16 protein-coding genes are annotated in these 18791 nt (G+C 42.1%); 6 read left to right on the top strand and 10 right to left on the bottom strand.

The genetic code is table 11. The features are described from left to right. The first annotated feature begins 161 nt into the window (after window positions 1-161). From ACYX4O_RS19295 to ACYX4O_RS19305, 3 genes are all read left to right on the top strand, one after another. On the top strand, window positions 162-1028 hold the full coding sequence (locus tag ACYX4O_RS19295; protein WP_476353256.1) for a GNAT family N-acetyltransferase: 867 nt from the start codon (window positions 162-164) through the stop codon (window positions 1026-1028). Window positions 1029-1221: 193 nt separating this feature from the next. Further along, window positions 1222-1983 carry an AraC family transcriptional regulator gene (locus tag ACYX4O_RS19300; protein ID WP_476353258.1) on the top strand — a complete coding sequence of 254 codons (762 nt, stop codon included), beginning with the start codon at window positions 1222-1224 and terminating at the stop codon, window positions 1981-1983. Window positions 1984-2179: 196 nt separating this feature from the next. After that, window positions 2180-3049, top strand: coding sequence for a fructosamine kinase family protein (locus ACYX4O_RS19305; protein WP_476353260.1), 870 nt, complete (start codon window positions 2180-2182; stop codon window positions 3047-3049). Between the two features lie 401 nt (window positions 3050-3450). On the opposite strand, the gene ACYX4O_RS19310 is transcribed toward ACYX4O_RS19305, so the two are convergent. The 7 genes from ACYX4O_RS19310 to ACYX4O_RS19340 all read right to left on the bottom strand — a co-directional run bounded on the left by ACYX4O_RS19310 (window position 3451) and on the right by ACYX4O_RS19340 (window position 10663). Further along, window positions 3451-4808 (bottom strand): IS3 family transposase gene (locus tag ACYX4O_RS19310; protein ID WP_476351702.1). Its coding sequence is split into 2 segments (ribosomal slippage): window positions 3451-4340 and window positions 4340-4808, totalling 1359 coding nucleotides; the frame shifts between segments, so codons are not numbered across the junction. A 203-nt stretch (window positions 4809-5011) separates the two neighbouring features. Continuing rightward, a complete protein-coding gene (locus ACYX4O_RS19315; RefSeq protein ID WP_476353262.1) occupies window positions 5012-5959 on the bottom strand; it encodes a 5-oxoprolinase subunit C family protein in 948 nt (315 codons plus the stop codon). A 2-nt stretch (window positions 5960-5961) separates the two neighbouring features. Continuing rightward, window positions 5962-6726, bottom strand: a complete 765-nt coding sequence (locus ACYX4O_RS19320; RefSeq protein WP_476353264.1) for a 5-oxoprolinase subunit PxpA — start codon at window positions 6724-6726, stop codon at window positions 5962-5964. Window positions 6727-6728: 2 nt separating this feature from the next. Continuing rightward, window positions 6729-7460 (bottom strand): 5-oxoprolinase subunit PxpB, encoded by a 732-nt coding sequence (pxpB, locus tag ACYX4O_RS19325; RefSeq protein WP_476353266.1) that lies wholly within the window; start codon window positions 7458-7460, stop codon window positions 6729-6731. A 12-nt stretch (window positions 7461-7472) separates the two neighbouring features. Beyond that, complete coding sequence (pcp, locus tag ACYX4O_RS19330) at window positions 7473-8075, bottom strand: pyroglutamyl-peptidase I (RefSeq protein WP_476353268.1); 603 nt, start codon at window positions 8073-8075, stop codon at window positions 7473-7475. 192 nt (window positions 8076-8267) lie between these two features. Beyond that, window positions 8268-9440 carry an MFS transporter gene (locus tag ACYX4O_RS19335; protein WP_345241823.1) on the bottom strand — a complete coding sequence of 391 codons (1173 nt, stop codon included), beginning with the start codon at window positions 9438-9440 and terminating at the stop codon, window positions 8268-8270. 251 nt (window positions 9441-9691) lie between these two features. Then, window positions 9692-10663, bottom strand: coding sequence for a YbgA family protein (locus ACYX4O_RS19340; protein WP_476353270.1), 972 nt, complete (start codon window positions 10661-10663; stop codon window positions 9692-9694). 397 nt (window positions 10664-11060) lie between these two features. Between ACYX4O_RS19340 and ACYX4O_RS19345 the strand changes: the two genes are divergently transcribed. After that, window positions 11061-12428 carry a YjiH family protein gene (locus tag ACYX4O_RS19345; RefSeq protein ID WP_476353272.1) on the top strand — a complete coding sequence of 456 codons (1368 nt, stop codon included), beginning with the start codon at window positions 11061-11063 and terminating at the stop codon, window positions 12426-12428. A 783-nt stretch (window positions 12429-13211) separates the two neighbouring features. Here ACYX4O_RS19345 and ACYX4O_RS19350 read toward each other — a convergent pair. Next, window positions 13212-13874 (bottom strand): type 1 glutamine amidotransferase domain-containing protein, encoded by a 663-nt coding sequence (locus tag ACYX4O_RS19350; protein WP_476353274.1) that lies wholly within the window; start codon window positions 13872-13874, stop codon window positions 13212-13214. A 196-nt stretch (window positions 13875-14070) separates the two neighbouring features. Here ACYX4O_RS19350 and ACYX4O_RS19355 point away from each other — a divergent pair, with 196 nt between their 5' ends. Beyond that, window positions 14071-14304 carry a hypothetical protein gene (locus tag ACYX4O_RS19355; protein WP_476353276.1) on the top strand — a complete coding sequence of 78 codons (234 nt, stop codon included), beginning with the start codon at window positions 14071-14073 and terminating at the stop codon, window positions 14302-14304. A 115-nt stretch (window positions 14305-14419) separates the two neighbouring features. On the opposite strand, the gene ACYX4O_RS19360 is transcribed toward ACYX4O_RS19355, so the two are convergent. Together ACYX4O_RS19360 and ku are read right to left on the bottom strand one after the other, a co-directional pair. Next, complete coding sequence (locus tag ACYX4O_RS19360; protein ID WP_476353278.1) at window positions 14420-15427, bottom strand: acyltransferase family protein; 1008 nt, start codon at window positions 15425-15427, stop codon at window positions 14420-14422. 111 nt (window positions 15428-15538) lie between these two features. Next, on the bottom strand, window positions 15539-16393 hold the full coding sequence (gene ku, locus ACYX4O_RS19365) for a non-homologous end joining protein Ku (RefSeq protein WP_476353280.1): 855 nt from the start codon (window positions 16391-16393) through the stop codon (window positions 15539-15541). 453 nt (window positions 16394-16846) lie between these two features. On the opposite strand from ku, the gene ACYX4O_RS19370 reads away from it, so the two are divergent. Beyond that, complete coding sequence (locus ACYX4O_RS19370; RefSeq protein WP_476357213.1) at window positions 16847-18619, top strand: DNA ligase D; 1773 nt, start codon at window positions 16847-16849, stop codon at window positions 18617-18619. The last annotated feature ends 172 nt before the right edge of the window (window positions 18620-18791 follow it).

Here is an 18791-nt window from a genome sequence, read left to right on the forward strand (position 1 = left end):
CCCCCTCTCGTCTCTCTATAGTATTTGTACCCTTTTTCAGCACTCACAACCCTCTCGTTTGGGGTATTGTATGTAATTTGGTATGGTGATAAGAGACCATGGGAAGGATGTTCCCTATATGTATAGGATTCAAAACCTCAATAAATGTCAGGAGGGCTCTAGTGGAAATTCAGATTTTACAAGATCACCAACTCACCTCCCTAAGCGAGTGGCTAGCACAATTAAACGAACAAGATCCTCACTATATTGCTTGGTTGGAATCAGAAACGAGTGCGATTAAAGCACAACTTGAAGCGTTACTCCACTTCAAAGACCCCCATGCTTTTGTCGCTTTGAAGGAAGGAAAGATAAAAGGGTTTATAGGTCTTGAGCCATTTGAAGGTGAACAGGTTGGAAGGTTACTTGGCCCATTTGTCTACGGAGAAGATGCCGTAAGCGTGATGGAAAGGCTTTGGGGAGCGGCACTCGCTGAATGGCAGGGCGTCTATACAGAGCTAAAAGTTGCATTCTTTGAGCAAAACCAAAATGTTCTTCACTTTTGTGAATCGCAAGGCTTTAGTCTATATAACCGGGAGAAAAACTTGATTCTACCTAAACAAACTTACATTCATGAACCTCTAAGCCAAAATGTCATCCCTTACGAGGGCTCCTTTGAAAAGTTGCAGCAGTTGCACCCAGATGCAGCCTTTTTCAACGCAACTGAGATGACTCATTTAATCCAAGATCCACATTTTTCATTATGGTGCTATAAAGAAGAAGACACCGTAAAAGGGTATATATTCTTTGAACGGATTGAAGGCATGGATGAAGGTGAAATTTGCTTTTTGCAGGTGGAAGATAGTGAGCAAGGCCAAGGCATTGGTTCGTCATTGATTCAGTACGCTTGCCACCATGCTTTTCAAGAGCAACATCTATCCGTTGTCACAGTACCGGTAAGGGCAACGAATCCTCAAGCTGAGAAGCTGTACAAACAACTTGGGTTTATAGAACACAAGACTATTGTCGCTTACACAAAAGCGATTCAGTAAACAAGTAATGAAGAAGCCGCTCTTGATCCGTTGTAATTGTTTCACAAGGTAGTCATGCACGGTTTCTTCAAGGACTTAAAAAAGATTAAATTTTCCAATTTTACAAGAAATATCGCAAAACGTCTTGATTTTGTTGCGAAATCGCTTACAATTATATTAAAATCGTTAAAAAACTAGATTTGTAGGTGACATAATGAGTACGTCTATTAAACAGGCCACAATTGAACAGTTTATGAAAGTTCGCTTACAGAATCGCAACCATGATTACTTACATCCATCTTATCTGATGGAACGCCAACTTCTTGTCGCTGTCTCACAAGGGGACCCTAAAAAAGCCCATCAACTCTTACATTCTATAAACGAAGAACGAGCGATTATATCACCAAATCCAACCTTGCGTTCCGTTAAAAATGTCCTCGTCAGTTCTTGCACCCTTTTTACGCGCACCATTATTCATAGTGGTGTTCAACCAGAAGATGCATTCCATTTGAGCGATCAGTACATGGAACAGATCGAGAGAATCAACGATGTTGATGAACTTTTCCAGCTTGAGAAAGACATGTTGACGAAGTTTATTGAGCGCCTTAACAAGGAAGAGACTCTTCCGTACAGTAAAGTGGTTAACCAAGCGATCGCATTTATTCATGATCACATTTTGGAAGATCTCACACTCGATTCCATTGCTCAAAACAGCCTAGTCAGTCCAAGTTATTTATCTCACTTGTTTAAGAAAGAAGTAAGCGTATCTGTCGTGCAGTATATTAACCAAAAACGAATTGAGGAATCCAAATACTTTCTTCTTCACACTACTACTCCTATTTCCGATATTGCTACCCTCTTTCAATTCTGTAACCAAAGTTACTATACCTCCTTATTTAAGAAGTATACAAACGTCACTCCGAAAGAATTTAGAGAATCCCATTCTAAAGTCGGACAAGAAACCGCTCTATCTTAAGAACAGCATGCATGTAAAATGGACCCGGGGAGCTAAATGCCCCGGGTCCTTTTCTATCTTATGGTTGCGCCCTCTATCGCTAGAGGCACGATCTCTTGGTCCATGAATGTCACTTTCACTATGTTATAGATTATGTTAGAAGAGGTAAGTGTAGAATAGAGGATAAAATAATGAGAACCAGCAGGGAGTGAACGTAATGAACCCATTAATCCATCAAACATTAGAAACCATTGGAGACACGTCACCTATCAAAGAGACAAGACCGGTCTCTGGAGGTGACATCAACCAGGCTTTCTATGTTCGCACCAAAGAACAAGAATACTTCGTCAAAACAAACAAGGACGTTCCTGAACACTTCTTCCGCGTTGAAGCCAAGGGACTTTCATACATTCGTGACACAAAAGCAATCCGTGTACCAGAGGTGTATCACTATGATGAACCTAAAGGAAATGAGCAAGTCACACTCGTGATGGAGTGGCTAAAAGGAGATCCTACTGGCGAAACCGAAGAGCGCTTAGGGCGCGGTGTGGCTAACATGCATAAAGCCTACGGAGAAAAATTTGGTTTTGAAGAAGATACCTTCATCGGCTCTCTTCCACAGCCGAATCGCTTTGTAGAAGATTGGACGACATATTATCACGACTATCGTCTTGTTCCTCAATTCAATATGGCTGCTGAAAAAGGACAGTTACCCCTAGAAAGGAAGCAAAGGTTAAAGAAACTAATGGAACGGTTGCCTCAATGGCTCACTCATGAAGTGAAACCTTCTTTACTTCACGGAGATCTATGGGGCGGAAACTGGATGGCTGGCCCAAACGGCGACCCATGTTTAATCGATCCTTCTGTCTTTTACGGTGATCATGCGTTTGAAATGGCGTTCACTGAAGTATTCGGGGGATATTCTGACGGGTTTTATCGAGCGTATCAGGAAGAAATGCCTTTGCCGGAGAATTATGAGGATATTAAGCCTCTCTATCAGTTGTACTATTTGCTTGCTCATTTGAATTTGTTCGGTGAGGCCTATGCCGGTAGCGTGGATCGTATCTTGAAGCGTTATGTGGGGTAATTATCCATATAAGGCCGCTTATATGGAAGACTCGAAGCTGAGAAAGTTTCCGTTAATTTTAGATGAGTCTAAGGTGGGCCTGGAAACCACTCGCTTTCCTGTGGGGAGCTGGTGAGCCTCCTCACCCGGCAAAGCCGGGCTCCGGGGTCTCACCTAGGCTCTTCTGCCCACGGGAGTCTCGCAGTTTCCAGGCCCACCTTTTCCAAGTAAGAGTAAACGGAAACGCGTTATATGTGAGATTCAAGGGGCTTGAAAATATCTATAATAATATAAGAACCTGGTCCGTTCATCCAATTAACGTCAGGACTTGCTGGGGAACGACGAGACTCCCGCGGGGAAAAGAGCCTAGGGGAGACCCCGGAAAGAGCGTGCACTGAACCCACAATTTTGGTCATATGTATTTAAGCTGCAGTCTGGCCTTGTTCTCTATAGGTAACAGGGCTCTTTCCGCCGAGCTTCATTTTAATTCGCTTATGGTTGTAATAATAGATATACTGGTCCAATTCTTGTTGGAACTCTTCGATGCTTTCAAATGTTTGATTGTACAGAAGCTCTGTTTTTAAAATACTAAAGAAGTTTTCAATGACGGCATTATCATGGCAGTTTCCCTTTCGAGACATACTTTGCGTAATTCCTTTAGATTCTAACGTTTGGCGGTACTTTGGAATTTGATAATGAACTCCTTGATCAGAATGCATAAGCAGCTCATCATCTTCCTTAACATACTGGAACGCATCTTCTAACATGGTTTCCACAAGCTTGTATGTCGGCCTGAAATCAAGATTGTAGGCAATAATTTCACCATTAAATAAATCTTGCACAGGTGAAAGATACATTTTTTCTCCTAGGACTCTGAATTCCGTGATATCCGTTACCCATTTTTGATTTGGGCCTTGAGCTGTGAAGCTGCGATCGAGGATATTATCTGCCGTTTTGCCTACTTGTCCTTTGTAAGAGATGTATTTCTTGCGTCGTACGGTGCTTTTCAACCCTAGTTCTCTCATAATACGAGCTACTTTTTTATGATTAATTTGGTGGCCACGATTCAAAAGTTCCATATGGATACGGCGGTAGCCATAACGGCCATAATGGTCATAGTATATGGATGAGATGGTTTCTTTTAGTTCACTATCTGGATCCAGCTCATTCATCTTTTGGGCCTGGTAATAATACGTATTGCGTTTCATCCCGGCAACTTGAACCAGGAGTTTTACCGGAAATTTATGCCTTAGCTCGTATATTACTTGCGCTTTGGTTTGGTTGTCTGCTGGTCTTTTTCTTGAACTAAGGCTCTTAACTTTTTTAAGTACGCATTTTCAGCACGAAGGTATTCTAGCTCTTCCTGCATTTTTTTCATATCTTGGTTAGATGGTTGTTCTGACTGGTTTTGATCCTTAGATGAATTCACTCTAGGGCGCCCCTTTCCTGATGATTCAAGGGCCTCGACACCGCCTTCTTCCCACTTCTTTTTCCATCTGCGAACCATTGAGAAATCAGGGATTCTAAAGATGGCTGAGGCTTCCCGAATCGAATAGTTTTGGTTTTCGATCATCTGAATTACCTTCATTTTAAAATCCGCAGGGTAATTTGTATAGGGTGGAATAAAGGCTTGGTCACCGTGATACTTATAAAGCTTCACCCAATATCGGATAACGGAATCATCGATCCCAAGCTCGTTAGCTAAATCTTTATAAGTCGTAATTTCACTCAAATAGCATACCGCAATGTCTTTTTTCATAGCTGATGTAATAGTATTCACCATCGCACCTCCTGTTTTTGATTATGACCAAAAACAAGGGTCCACTTCAGCGTAGCGATTGAGGAGGCTCCCCAGCTCCCCGCAGGAAAGCGAGTTGTTCCCCAGCAAGTCCTAGCCCCATACGGTAACGGACCAACCATAAGCCCATCACCTTTGAACCTTGACTAGCCCAAAAAGCGCAGCTGGGGTTGCCAGCTGCGCTTTTATTTGGATGGGATATATTTGGCTTCTTTTTGTAAGGAAGAGAGAAAGCTGTGGAGGTTTTTAGAGAGTTTTCTCGCTTCTTCATGGGAGATTTTATGGAAGTTAATCTTTCCACCTGGTGGGAGCTGGGCGATTTTCCATAGGTCCGCTCGAACGATGTTGCCCATGGTGACATAGCCTCCTGTTGTTTGACTGTCAGCCATTAAGATCACAGGCATTCCACTTGAGGGGATTTGTACGGTTCCGAATGTGACTGCCTCAGAGATAATGTCTCCTGTATCTTCAAAGGTCATGGCTTCTCCGTCTAGTTGAATCCCCATACGATCCCCTGTTGAGACTGTATACGTGGTGTTAAAAAACGTTTCTATACTTTCATTTTTTATATAGGAATCGTGATGGCTTACAACAAGCCGAACGTCCACTTCTTTATCGTAGGATGGGCGCTTGTCATGACTCAAGCCTATTCTTTTACGATTGACCTGGTTTGAATAGCTATATAGTTGATCTCCTGATTGAATAGAACGCCCCATTTGCCCCCGTTCGTACACAGATTGACTTCCTAAAATGGAGTCAGAATTTATTCCTCCTTGAACCGCTATGTAAGCTCTGATTCCTTCTACAGGGCCTTTAAATGTAAGGGTGGTCCCTTTTCTCCATATAAATGTAGACCATAAGGGAGCTCTTTTGCCGTTCAACTTTGCATCTAAGTCTGCTCCTGTTATGGCAATAAGGTGGTCATGGGATGCTTGGAGGGTGGTGCCTCCCATCGTCACTTCCAAGCAGGCAGCACCCAAATCGTTTCCGACTAGCCCATTTCCAATTTGAAGGGCCACCTTATCCATGGCTCCTGAGATTGGTACGCCGTAGTGCTGATAACCAAAGCGTCCCAGGTCCTGAATGCTTGTTAATATTCCTGCTTTTTCTATCGTACATAAAGGGTAGGACACGTTTAGGATCCCCCCACTTTTTTTACGTCAACATTGTGATGTTGTAACACGCTTTTAATGTGGGCTGCATGGTGATAGGCTGAATCTCCATCTCCATGAAAGCAAATCGTTTGAGCCTCTAATGGAATTCGCTTTCCATCAAGAGACGTTGTGCACCCATTTTGGACAATCGAGAGAACTTGTTTCTCGATTTCTTCTAAACTCGTAAGCACAGACCCTTCCATTGAGCGCGGAGCAAGGTACCCTTCTGAAGTATAAGCGCGATCGGCGAATGCCTCTTGGGCCACCTCTAGCCCTACGTCTTGACCTGCTCGAACGAGTTCACTATTACTAAGGCCAAATAGGATGAGGTTCGAATCAAAATCCCGTACAGCCTTGGCGATTGAGCTTGCCAATTCATAATCTTTGGCTGCCATATTATATAGAGCGCCATGCGGTTTAACATGCTGAAGCTTTATATCCTTCACTTTACATACTCCAGCGATAGCACCGAGTTGATAGGTAATTAAATTATAGATTTCTTCAGAACTCATATTGAATTCACGACGACCAAAGCCAAATAGATCTGGAAAGCCCGGATGTGCTCCAACAGCTACTCCTTCTGACTTTGCTCTTTCAATCGTATCTGCAATAACGTTGTAATCCCCTGCATGAAAGCCACAGGCCACGTTTGCTGAAGTGATTACTTTCATTAATTGCTCATCTTCCCCTACTTGAAAGGCGCCGTAACTTTCTCCAAGGTCTGCATTTATATCTAGTTGCGTCATCATTACGCCTCCTTGTCTACGATTTCAATGTTGTATGATCCATTTTCAATACGTTCTTTAATATCTTCATATTCTGTATGTTGAACAGGACGAAAACGAATATAGTCACCCATTTCAATTAGAAAAGGTTCTTCTCTTGTGAAATCAACTATTGGGACAGGCGTTTGTCCGATAATATTCCAACCACCTGGTGAATTAATAGGATAGACCCCCGTCTGGCTTCCTGCAATCCCAACAGATCCAGCTTCCACCTGAGCACGAGGCTTTTTTAGACGAGGAGTAGCAATACGTTCATCCATTCCCCCTAGGTAAGGAAAACCTGGTAAAAAGCCAATCATATACGTCAGGTAATCTCTTGAAGAATGAAGATTAATGACTTCTTCTGCTGAAACGTCATTGGTCGAAGCAACTTTCTCCAAGTCCTCACCCACGTCTCCACCGTAATACACAGGAAGGACAACAATTCTCGATGAGGCTGTTTCTTCCTTTGAATCCGTAGCATCCCATATGCTTTCTAGTTTCTCTTTCATTTGAGTGAAAGAAGTTAGTGTCTCATTAAAGTAAACCGTCAGCACTGTATAGCTTGGGACAATATCTGTGATGGATTCTACTGCATGGCGTTTGATTGATTGGTAAAGCTTGAGTATTCGTTCATGTATTTCTTGTGAAATATGATTTGGAAATACGACCTTAATTCCGTTTTCTCCAAACGGTACGTACTGGATATCTCTCATGATTATCACCTGCTATTCTATACTCTCGATACATGTTCTAACACCTTGAAGCAAGTCACGATGGGACCAACTTGGGATCCGTTTATGCTTGATCGCTAATTCGTGAGAAGCAGGGATATGAATAAATCCTGCCTGAGTATTCATATTGTGAGATTGTATATAATACAAGGCTTGATACATGACATTATTACACAAATATGTACCTGCTGTATTTGAGATATCAGCCGGTAGTTCTTGTTCTGTTAATCGTTCTACCATCCTACGAATTGGCAAGGTGGAGAAGATCGCATCAGGGCCGTTCTCTTCGATCCACTCATCACGTGGCACTCTTCCTGAGTTATCCGCATCACCATCATTACAGTTCATCGCAATTCGTTCTGGTGTAATCTTGTATCGACCACCTGCTAGCCCAAGTGAAATCACTGCATCTGGTTCAATTTCCTGAATATGATGAACAAGCTGTTGCCCAGATTGATTAAACTCTACCGTTAAAATCTTTCCTACTATTTCATATCCATTGATGGTTTGTCCATCAAGCTCTTCAACAATCTTCATCGTTGGATTAACTGGAAAGTCTAAAAACGGTTCAAAACCGGTTAAAAGAAGTTTCTTCATTGTTGTCATTCCTCCTCAAGTATGGAATAATCCACTCCTCCTAAACCCTATTCCATACACCTGTATAAAAATCCTGCCACCACAAACCGATGACAAAAAATCCTTTATCACACTACCAAAACAGCGCGTGCCAGACACCCTTTATCTCACTAAAGGGTGTCTGGCACGATTTACTCTGTTAAAGAGTTGCTGTTATTTGGCTTGGTTTGATTTGTTGGTATCCATAAAGAAGGTGGTTAAGGTCATTAAAGCAAGGAAAATGAGTACGACGCTGAAGCCGCCTGTTTTACCAAACATTTCTGATGCAATACCGACGATATAACCTGCGATACCGCCACCAATTCCTGCTGCAATATAGATTAAACCAAGAGCTGATCCTCCTGCTTTTGAAATAGATGTACCAAAGGCTGTACCGGTCGGGAAAAGCGTGGAGAAGAAGAACCCTGCACCAGCGAATAACCAAGGGAAGCTGTTTGCGAATAGGAAACTAATCCCAATCATGACAACAGAACCTATTGAGAAGACGATCAGAATAATACGTTCGTTTATCCAATTCGTTAGATAAGCTACCCCTAAACGTCCAATCATAAAGAATACGGAGAATAAGGACAAGATTCCAGCCACCATTGCCTCTTTATCAGCTGTTGACATGCCTCCTAAATCAAGACCTTTAAGGTAGGACGGGAAGAAGTTCATAAAGGAAACTTCTGCTGAAACTTCAAGCATTAAGAAGACCATTAAGAACACAAACTGCGCGTCTTTCAACATAGGGATGAATGCTTTAATATCAATTTTCTCAGCACGGCCATCCGGGAAGTTTGTAGACGTTACATAGATAATAACTGCAATTAAGCTGGCTGCAATTCCGATATAGAAATATCTCCATGATGCGAATTGGAATAGGAAGTTTAAGAATTGTGGAAATACTACCATTCCCAGACCATAAACACCCATGGCTAAGTTAAACATTCGGTTTTGTTTATCCGGATAAGCGGATGGAATAATTGCATTTGATGCTACACCAAGTGACCCAAGTCCAAAACCAACGATCATATAAAAACCTAAGAAGAAGGTAATATTAGGAGCAAAACCTGTTCCGAGGAACCCAATACCCATGACGATTGAACCGATCACCGTCATAATACGTAAACCTTTTTTATCGGTATAATACCCTATTAGTACACTTGCTAATGTAAATCCAAGCTGAAATATAAATACGACAAGACCAAATTGACTCATATCCAGACCAAGGTCTTTCTCCACCTGGTCTAACACGATCCCCTTTGTATTTGTTACACCACCAGATATAAACTGGGTAAACATTAATATGACCAGGGCGTGTATGCTTTTTCCTTTTGTTGACATCGTTCAGGCCCTCCAACTATTTCGGTATAGTTTTAGTATGTGATTCTGATGGAGAGATTCCCACCTTATCCCCTTCTAAAACTCCCAAAATCAATGACAACGTTTACCTATTCAAAAAAATTTAACATCTTCCTTTTCCTTTACCACAATAAAGGGTGCCAGACACCCTTCCTCACTGCACCGCAGTAAAGCCTGAACGCGTGTCTGGCACCCTTTACTTTTATACAGCACAAAAGCGCCCTGATAGGCGTTTATGTGTAGGCTCGTCCTTTGCCTGAGTCACTTATTTCGATAAGGTCTTCGGGGTAGGGCTGGAAATAGGTTTGTTCTAATAAGTAATGATCCTGAAAGCGAATAACCCAAGATTTTAGTATGCCAAGCACCGTACTAAGAGGAATTTTTTCTTCATAATATTTATCTACCTCATCAAGGAAGTATTGCTTCTCTCCTCTTGTCAGCTCGTTTTTGAAATATCCTAAAATATGCTGACATACGTTTACATTTGATTTTCGACTTGGGGCTCTTCTTAACATCCAACCTAATTTCTCCTCATAAGCATCAAGAACTTCTTCAATTGATAGTTGATCATGGTTGGCTACAATTCGTCCCATTTCTTTCAAGGTCTTTTGGTTGTAAGACATAAATAAGTATTTGTTTTCAGAATGAAAAGCGACTAGCTTCTTCATAGATGGTGTTTCCTTCATTTCACGAAAGCTCGCCAAGGTAAAAAGTTTGGTGAAGAAATGCTCCCTGATTCGGAAGTTCTTAAGTCGCCCTTCTTCTTCAATCGCTAACGCTTCATGTTCATTCAGCACTTCTTGAGCGAAGAAACCTTTTGTCTTTCCGACTACAGGAGACTTCTCTAACTTGTCATAAACTTTTACATCCTGAATCCCACATGTAGGGGATCGATTTTTAAGTAAAAAACCATCCACATCGGGCAAAGAACGAAGGAATCCTTTAGCAAAGTGAGTCATAGAGTCTGTTAAATCATCTCCACTTGATGGTTGCATAAGGCGCTCTTCTTCCCCATTTCGCACAATACGTATAACATCACGGGGAACGCCCAGACCAATCTCCATCTCCGGGCAAACAGGTATAAATGTTACATATGGCGTTAATCGCTGTACGACTTTGTCTGGTATACGTTCGCCGTTATACCGCACATGATCGAACTCTAAGCATTTACTCACGACTAGTTTAGGTGTTGCAAAAGTACGCATATTCATATCCCTCATTTTTAGAATTAGTGTACGTTCATTGTAGAGTCCATTCCCGTTCTATTCGAATTTGAATAGTTTCTATTGTTTCCTTGAACCGATTATTTCATGACTTCTCTTTTAGTCCGATGGTATTTTATAATAAAAGTTGTAACCGCTTTCTAACTATGTGAAAGGAGGAAATAAACTATTCATCCTAACTGGTATACATATTTCACCTAGAGCTCAATCGGTTCTGATTAAGGCAGGAAGTTACGAATGATGATCAAGTGGCCCCTCATTATACGCATATCTATTCACTTCCATAAATTTTTATTAGCATTTTGTTCACACATGTATTAAAATGAATTCTGTTGTATTTTTATGTCGGAAATTCTTTGTACCTGGAGGGTTCGTTCCCATGAATTCAAAAAATAAATTCCCATTCAAACCAATGAATCATTTTCTATTTATTATTCCATCCCTTATAGGGATCCTATTATTTATGACACCAATAAAATTTGAAGAAAGCATTACGATCCCAATTGCACATTTTGCATCTAATCTTCAAATAGCATTGCAAAGTCAGTTACCTCCAATTATAACGTTTATTATTACCATTACAGCCATTCTGACGCTCATTGCGAAGCTAACAAATGGACAGGCTGTAAAAAAATCACCATTCTTTACTGGACTTTTATTCGTCCCTTGGTCATGGACAATCATCCGTTTATTCGGAGCTGTCTTTGCCATTATGACCTTTTACAAGTTAGGCCCAGAAGAAGTTTACTCAAGCGCTACTGGAGGTCTCCTGCTAGGCGGGGAAGGTAGTTTATTGCACATTTTATTTACTGTCTTCCTATTTGCAGGAATGTTCCTGCCACTGCTTTTAAACTTTGGATTGCTTGAATTCTTCGGGATTATACTAACGAAAATTATGCGTCCACTCTTCACTTTACCTGGTCGCTCTTCGATTGACTCATTAGCGTCATGGCTTGGAGACGGTACGATTGGTGTCCTGTTAACAAGTAAACAATATGAAGAAGGACATTATACAAAGCGTGAGGCTGCTGTCGTAGGGACAACATTCTCAGTCGTTTCGATTACATTTACGTTGGTTGTAATTAAGAAGGTAGACCTCCAGAATATGTTTGTTCCATTCTACGGAACTGTTCTCTTAGCGGGTGTCATTGCAGCGATCATCATGCCCCGCATCCCACCACTATCAAGAAAAGAAGATTCTTATGTTAGTGGCGAAGAGAAGAAACCTGAACCTGGAACGCCAAAAGGCTATAACGCTTTCTCATGGGGATACTACAAGGCAGTGGAACGTACGAAACAAGCACCGAGCCTTCCCCAGTTTATAAAGCAAGGGTGTCAAAACATTTTAGACATGTGGATGGGTGTTGCACCGATCATTATGGCGATCGGAACCGTCACTCTTATTATTGCAGAACACACGCCGTTCTTCTCATGGATTGGAACGCCTTTCATTCCATTACTAGAACTGTTGCAAATACCAGAAGCAGCCGCAGCGTCCGAAACGATTCTAGTAGGATTTGCTGACATGTTCCTTCCAGCCCTGCTCGGAAGTTCAATCGAAAGCGAAATGACCCGCTTCATTATCGCCGCTCTCTCTGTTACGCAGCTCATTTATATGTCAGAAGTCGGTGGCGTTGTATTAGGGTCTAAGATCCCAATCGATTTTAAAGAGCTCTTCATTCTCTTTATTGAACGTACTCTCATTACACTTCCTGTTATTACAATCGTCGCCCATTTCTTATTCTAAGAGTGTTATATAAAAACCCCCTAAAAGTTTTGTAACTTTTAGGGGGTTTTAAATTATATCTTAGCTCTGTTGAAGTTTAATGTTGTTATTGTTTATAACAAGCTTGTTCAAAAATAGGACAGGATTGTTGAAGACTTGAAAATGAGAGAATGTTTCCGTTTGCGTTATTTGAGAATAAGGCGGTTGGGGAAATCACTCGCTTTCCGCGGCGAGCTGGGGAGCCTCCTCAGTCGCATTCGCTCCCTCCGGGGTCTCCCCTAGGCTCCTACTGCCGCAGGAGTCTCGCAATTTCCCCAACCACCTCTGCCATATATGGTTTAACGGAAACATGCTATATGGGAAACCTCTCAACCCTTACGCCCCCTTGAGATGTGGGCCGTTCGGAAAGCTATAGCAAGGGTGTCTGGGGAACGAGGAGACTCCTGCGGGAGAAAGAGGTCGACGAGACCCCGCAGGGTGGTTTTCCCGAGGAGGCTCGAAAAAGAACAAGGAAGTTCGACTAAAACCGTCACGTCCTGTGACAACGCCGAACGACCCCACCTCGTGTGAGGCCGCCCGCGGAAAGCGAGTCGTTCCCCAGACACCCTTACCACCCAAAAAGAGTAACGGCCCTATCTACACAAAAGTGTCTCAACTTCTGAGCCTTCCGCACAAAAAAAAGGGGGGGTATACACCGAGTCTAACTATTAAGCATAACAAAAGGCAGGGGATGAGTCCCCTGCCTTTTTCTATAAAACGTATCCCCCTGAAAGGCAAAGCTGTCATTGGGTTACGGTTTAGATATTATTGACCAAGTTTTTGAACAACTTTTCTAGCCGTTGCTAAGCTTGATTGTGGGTTTTGTCCTGTTACGAGATTTCCATCGGCTTCAACATGCTCTGTATAATTTGGTTCAGCCATGAAAGTAGCTCCAAGCTCTGTAAGTCGAGTCTCTAGAAGGAAGGGGACCTTGCTGTCTAGACCTTGGTCTTTCTCTTCTGCATCTGTGAAGGCTGTCAGGCGTTTGCCATCAATGAATGACTTGCCACTTTGATCCGTTACGCCTACAAATGCTGCAGGGCCGTGACATACGGAACCAATTACTTTGTTTTGTTCAAAGAAAGGTTGCAAGGCGTTCTTAATGGCTTCGTTATCAGGGAAGTCTACCATCGTACCATGTCCACCTGGCAGGAATACTCCAGAATATTCATCAGGGTTCACGTCGGTAAGGACTACGGTATCCTTTAGAGGTTCCATTACCCCTTCCCATTCATCAGGCTCCTCACCTGAAATGCTGTTTGGATCAATCGGAATTTCGCCACCTGCCACACTCGCAACGGTAACGTCGTATCCTGCTTGTGTAAATTCCATATAGGGTTCAGCAAACTCTGAAAGCCATAAGCCTGTTTGATGATCATCGTCAAGCACACCTGCATTCGTCACGATCATTAACATTTTATTTGCCACTATTACACACTCCTTTAATTGAACGCGCTTTTATCTTCGTCTCTACTTACTTTATTTACACTAAATAAAAATTTCTAAACGTCATGTTGCCTAGCGTATTCATGTTTAAGACGATTGACTTTGGGAAAGTAGAACATAACCACCCAGCAACCTACTACACCTCTTTCTATAACAAAAGAAAAGGAGAGTTGAACAGTTGAAACAAACACCTCCGTATTCTGTTCATCGCAGACATTTAATTATATTTTTCCAGACCCAAGAATGGGTGAAAAATTGGCGTGGTTCTAGAAAGCCAAGTATCCAGACCCTTTCCCTTTTCACTGGATACTCTGAGGAAAGTATTATTGAATCAATGGAATTTGGCCACCCTTCTCTAATTGAAAGAGGGCCAGAATTCCGACACTACGTAAAAAGTAAAACAAGTGTGTAATAGGTGGTTGCTGGGTAACTGTCTGATCCCTTGTAAGGATGTCCTTTCTCTAACAGGCAGGCATAGAAAAGAGGCATCTCTATTTAGAGACGCCTCTTTTTAATGCATATATAACCTATGAAGAGCCTGAATGCATCTTCATTGGATACTTCTTTACCTGCCAACCTACTGATTTCCATTGAATAATGGGAGAAACCAAGGATACGACAGGTCTAGATACGAAGAGACCCATTAATAAAAGGGAAAACGTTGCTAAATAGACTAAGTCAAAAGGAGAATAAACGGCAATTAAATCATGTTCACGAATAACCTGAATGACGAATCCATGTAATAAGTAGACATAGAGAGTATAAGCTCCGTACTTCGTCCATGTGTACGTTTTTGTAGGGATCCACGATAGTACACTTAATGCCATTAGCACACTTACAATATAACTTCCAAATCGAACGAAACCTCCCCACTCTGGCATTCCGAGGGTTACATACGATTTTGATCCAAAGAACCACTCTGTTTCATATGATGGACCAAATATAATAGCTAACGCTACAGCAACCATGACACCAAGAGCTAACACCTTCGTCCTTGTCTCACGAAGCCAATGTAACTCCTCTGTGCTGATCCAATACCCAATAAGGAAGAACGGGAAGAACACGAATGTCCTTGAAAGACTGAATGAATGATCAATCCCACTCATATATCCAACCAAAACCCCGATTTGAATAGAAATAAATATCGCTACATGCTTAGGTAGGCTTCTATACCAATAAAGCATAATGTGCCAACAAAATAGGCTGACTAAGAACCAAAGCGCCCACTGTGGTTCAAACGGTGGTTTCCACCATCCCGACTTTCCAATTAGAGCATAATAGATTGTATAAATAGCTTGAAAACTTAAATATGGAAGCAGGAGTTTTTTAAATAATTTCCCCACATACGCTTTGTTTAGCTTTGCTTGAGCGAAATAACCTGAAACTATAATAAATGCGGGCATATGAAATGTGTAAACCCATTGATAAAGAACACTATATACATGTTGATCCTTAAATGGCTGAATGACATGGCCGAATACAACTAAGAACATTAAAATCCATTTCGCATTGTCGAAATAGGCTTCCCTTTTCAATGTAACCCCCTCCTTCAGAACGGTTACTATAGACGTTCGTCAAAGGTGGGGGTTTTAAGGAGGATGTTACCAAATTGTAAAATGCAGAACATAAAAACGTAATGTTTAGAATCAGGAGGTCTTCTTTGAAGTTGATTTCTCTTCGTTTCCTGTTTTAGCGGATTTCTTTTTCATTGCCTTCTTTTTTGTCTTCTTCTGATTCTTATCAAGCGACTTCTCTAACGCCTCCATTAGATCAGTTACATTGTCTGGTGTTGGTTTTGGTTCAGCGGTGGATATATCTTCATTATTCTTCTTCGCTTCTATAAGATCCAACAATGCTTGTCGATAATCGTCCTTATACTGCTCAGGATCAAAGTCACTTGTTAGCTGGTCCACGAGGGTTTTAGCCGTTTCTAATTCCTTTTTCCCTAGCTCTGTTTCTTCCGGGACATTTGGAACTTCTTTCACATCTCTTACCTCATCGGGATAATGGATGGTCTCCATTACTAATGTGTTCTCATACACTCTGACCATGGCTAACTGTTCTTTGGAACGAATGATGATCTTAGCCACTCCGATTTTCTCAGTATCTAAAAGAGTTTGTCTCAGAAGTGAGTACGCCTTCGTTCCACCTTCGTCTGGAGAAAGGTAATAACTCTTTTCAAAGTAGATGGGATCAATGTCAGATAGTTTTACAAAGTCCATAATTTCAACAGCCTTATCTGTTTGTTCCTTCTTTAATTCCTCTAATTCTTCATCATCTAACACAACAAACTTATTCTTTGCATATTCATACGCCTTTACAATCTCTTCTTTCTCAACTTCCCGTTCGCATACTGGGCACGTACGTTCATATTCGATAGGTGATTTACACTCTTCATGGAGCTGACGTAGACTAATATCTTTGTTTTCTGTTGCGGAGTGTAATTTAACCGGGATGTTCACAAGCCCAAAGCTAATGGTTCCTTTCCACATTGTGTGCACACGCTTCACTCTCCTTTTTCTTTTAGCGTTTGCTAATGGGATGGGTTTTATGTTGAGTGTGAGTAAATCATCTTGGCTTACGTACACTAAAGTGAAAAGGGCCGTTACGTTTGCTGGGTGGTTGGGGTGTCTTGGGAACGACTCGCTTTCCGCGGGCGAGCTGTCGAGCCTCCTCCTTCACTCCGTTCAGTCCGGGGTCTCGTCGACCTCTTTCTCCCGCAGGAGTCTCCCCGTTCCCAAGACACCCCTGGCTAAATTTTATAAAACGGCCCCACAGCATAAATGCGGGAGAAGTGAAGAACCCTCGCCGCGCAAAGCGAGTGATTTACCGCACCGCCTTACGCTCGTTTCAAGCTAACAGAAACATCATCTCAGTTCGTGTACACTGCCCTGTTCTTGAATGAATATATTCCAAAAAACATTTAAAAAAGGGAGGTTCTTATTTTGCAGCCAATGCTTCCAACGCTTTCAGATGACATACCTACAGGAGAGGATTGGGTTTATGAGGTGAAATATGATGGGTTTAGAGCTTTGCTTCATTGGGCAGAGGATGGTGTGAGGTTGATGAGCCGGAGTGGGAATGATTTGTCTGATCGTTTTCCTGAGATTATTCGTGAGTTTTTAAATCAGACTTCTTCTGTGAAGGGGAGCCTCCCGCTGTTATTAGATGGAGAGATTTGTATCCTTAACACCCCTTTTCAGAGTCACTTTCCCTTGTTGCAGAAGCGAAATCGAATGAGGAGTGAGGAGTCCATTGCACAGGCGGCTGAGGAGCGTCCTGCGACTTTTATAGCGTTTGATCTCCTCAAGGAAAAAGGAAATTCTTATATGAACTCACCTTTATATGAAAGGCGAGAAAGGCTTCTTAAGTGGGAGCGTTGTGTACATGTTGTGGACAGTTATTCGGACGCTCGACAAGTACAAGATCTTGTCTTTTTACATAGGGGAGAGGGAGTGGTCGCTAAAAATAAAAAGAGCTTATACCAACCTGGTGAAAGAAGCAATGATTGGATTAAAATCAAAAATTGGAGAACGGTTCAAGCTTTCCTAACCGCTTATAAGCCTGAGAATGGGTACTTTACAGCTTCTGTGTATAGTGGGGATACAATTGTGGATATAGGGTCTGTGAAACACGGTCTGTCCACAGAGGATCAACAAACTCTTCAAACTTTCTTTACAAATAAGGGTGAGAAATCCGGGGATGTTTATACGCTTAAGCCGAGTGTCTGTGTAGGGATCCACTGCCTTCATGCGCAAAAGAACGATCTAAGGGAACCCATGTTTTCTTCATTTTTACTTGAGTTATCCCCAGAAGATTGTACTTTGGAACAAGTGGAGTGGGATTTATCTCTTTTTCCACATGTGGATTATACAAATACGGATAAAATACTGTGGAAAAACTCCCATATCAAAAAAAGACATCTTCTCTTGTATTTAAGACAGATTGCTCCTTATCTGCTTCCATTTTTAAAGGACAAGAAGTTAACGGTCATTCGATTTCCTGATGGCATTGATCAAGAGTCTTTCTTCCAGAAACACTTGCCAGACTATGCACCAGACTATGTAAACCGGATAGAAGGGTCTAAAGAAACGTACATGGTTTGCAACGATTTGAACACGATTCTCTGGCATGGTAATCAAGGAGCCATTGAATATCACATCCCATTTGAGACTTCACAAGCATCCGCCCCAGATGAGATTGTATTTGACCTTGACCCTCCTGAACGCGAATCCTTTTCTCTGGCGATCAAGGCTGCCAATCTTCTTAAAATGATCTTTGATCGACTTAATGTTAAAGCTTTTGTGAAGACGAGTGGTGGAAAGGGCATGCAAATCCATATTCCGATCCAATCAGGAAGTTTAACCTATGAAGAAACCCGCTTATTCATTGAACATGTGGCACAATTACTTATTAACCAAGAGCCAGACCTTTTTACAGTAGAACGGTTAAAGAAAAAGCGAGGGAACCGACTTTACATTGATTACGTCCAACACGCAGAAGGAAAGACCATCGTCGCCCCCTACTCCCCACGAGGCCGTGAAGGCGCAAGCGTAGCCACTCCCCTTTACTGGGAGGAAGTGAATGAATCATTAGATCCTGCAGATTTTCATATTAGAAACGTTTTGGAACGCGTGGAAACTAGAGGGTGCCCATTCGCCTCCTACCAAAAAGCACGTGAAACGCAGGATTTACAGTTGGTTAAAGAACTCATCGAGGAAGACTAACCTCCTTTCATCGAAACTGAGACAATGTTTCCGTCTACGTTATAGTAGCGAAAGGTGGTTGGGGAAATCACTCGCTTTCCGCGGCGAGCTGGGAAGCCTCCTCAGTCGCTTTCGCTCCCTCCGGGGTCTCCCCTAGGCTCCTACTGCCGCAGGAGTCTCGCAATTTCCCCAA

The organism is Pontibacillus sp. ABV4_188, from assembly GCF_056311905.1.

What these genes read in the sequence shown, in the direction of transcription:
- ACYX4O_RS19300 (WP_476353258.1), top strand. Translation starts at nt 1,222, where the DNA reads ATGAGTACGTCTATTAAACAGGCCACAATTGAACAGTTTATGAAAGTT.
- ACYX4O_RS19305 (WP_476353260.1), top strand. Translation starts at nt 2,180, where the DNA reads ATGAACCCATTAATCCATCAAACATTAGAAACCATTGGAGACACGTCA.
- ACYX4O_RS19320 (WP_476353264.1), bottom strand. Translation starts at nt 6,726, where the DNA reads ATGACGCAACTAGATATAAATGCAGACCTTGGAGAAAGTTACGGCGCC.
- pxpB (WP_476353266.1), bottom strand. Translation starts at nt 7,460, where the DNA reads ATGAGAGATATCCAGTACGTACCGTTTGGAGAAAACGGAATTAAGGTC.
- pcp (WP_476353268.1), bottom strand. Translation starts at nt 8,075, where the DNA reads ATGAAGAAACTTCTTTTAACCGGTTTTGAACCGTTTTTAGACTTTCCA.
- ACYX4O_RS19335 (WP_345241823.1), bottom strand. Translation starts at nt 9,440, where the DNA reads ATGTCAACAAAAGGAAAAAGCATACACGCCCTGGTCATATTAATGTTT.
- ACYX4O_RS19340 (WP_476353270.1), bottom strand. Translation starts at nt 10,663, where the DNA reads ATGCGTACTTTTGCAACACCTAAACTAGTCGTGAGTAAATGCTTAGAG.
- ACYX4O_RS19345 (WP_476353272.1), top strand. Translation starts at nt 11,061, where the DNA reads ATGAATTCAAAAAATAAATTCCCATTCAAACCAATGAATCATTTTCTA.
- ACYX4O_RS19370 (WP_476357213.1), top strand. Translation starts at nt 16,847, where the DNA reads ATGCTTCCAACGCTTTCAGATGACATACCTACAGGAGAGGATTGGGTT.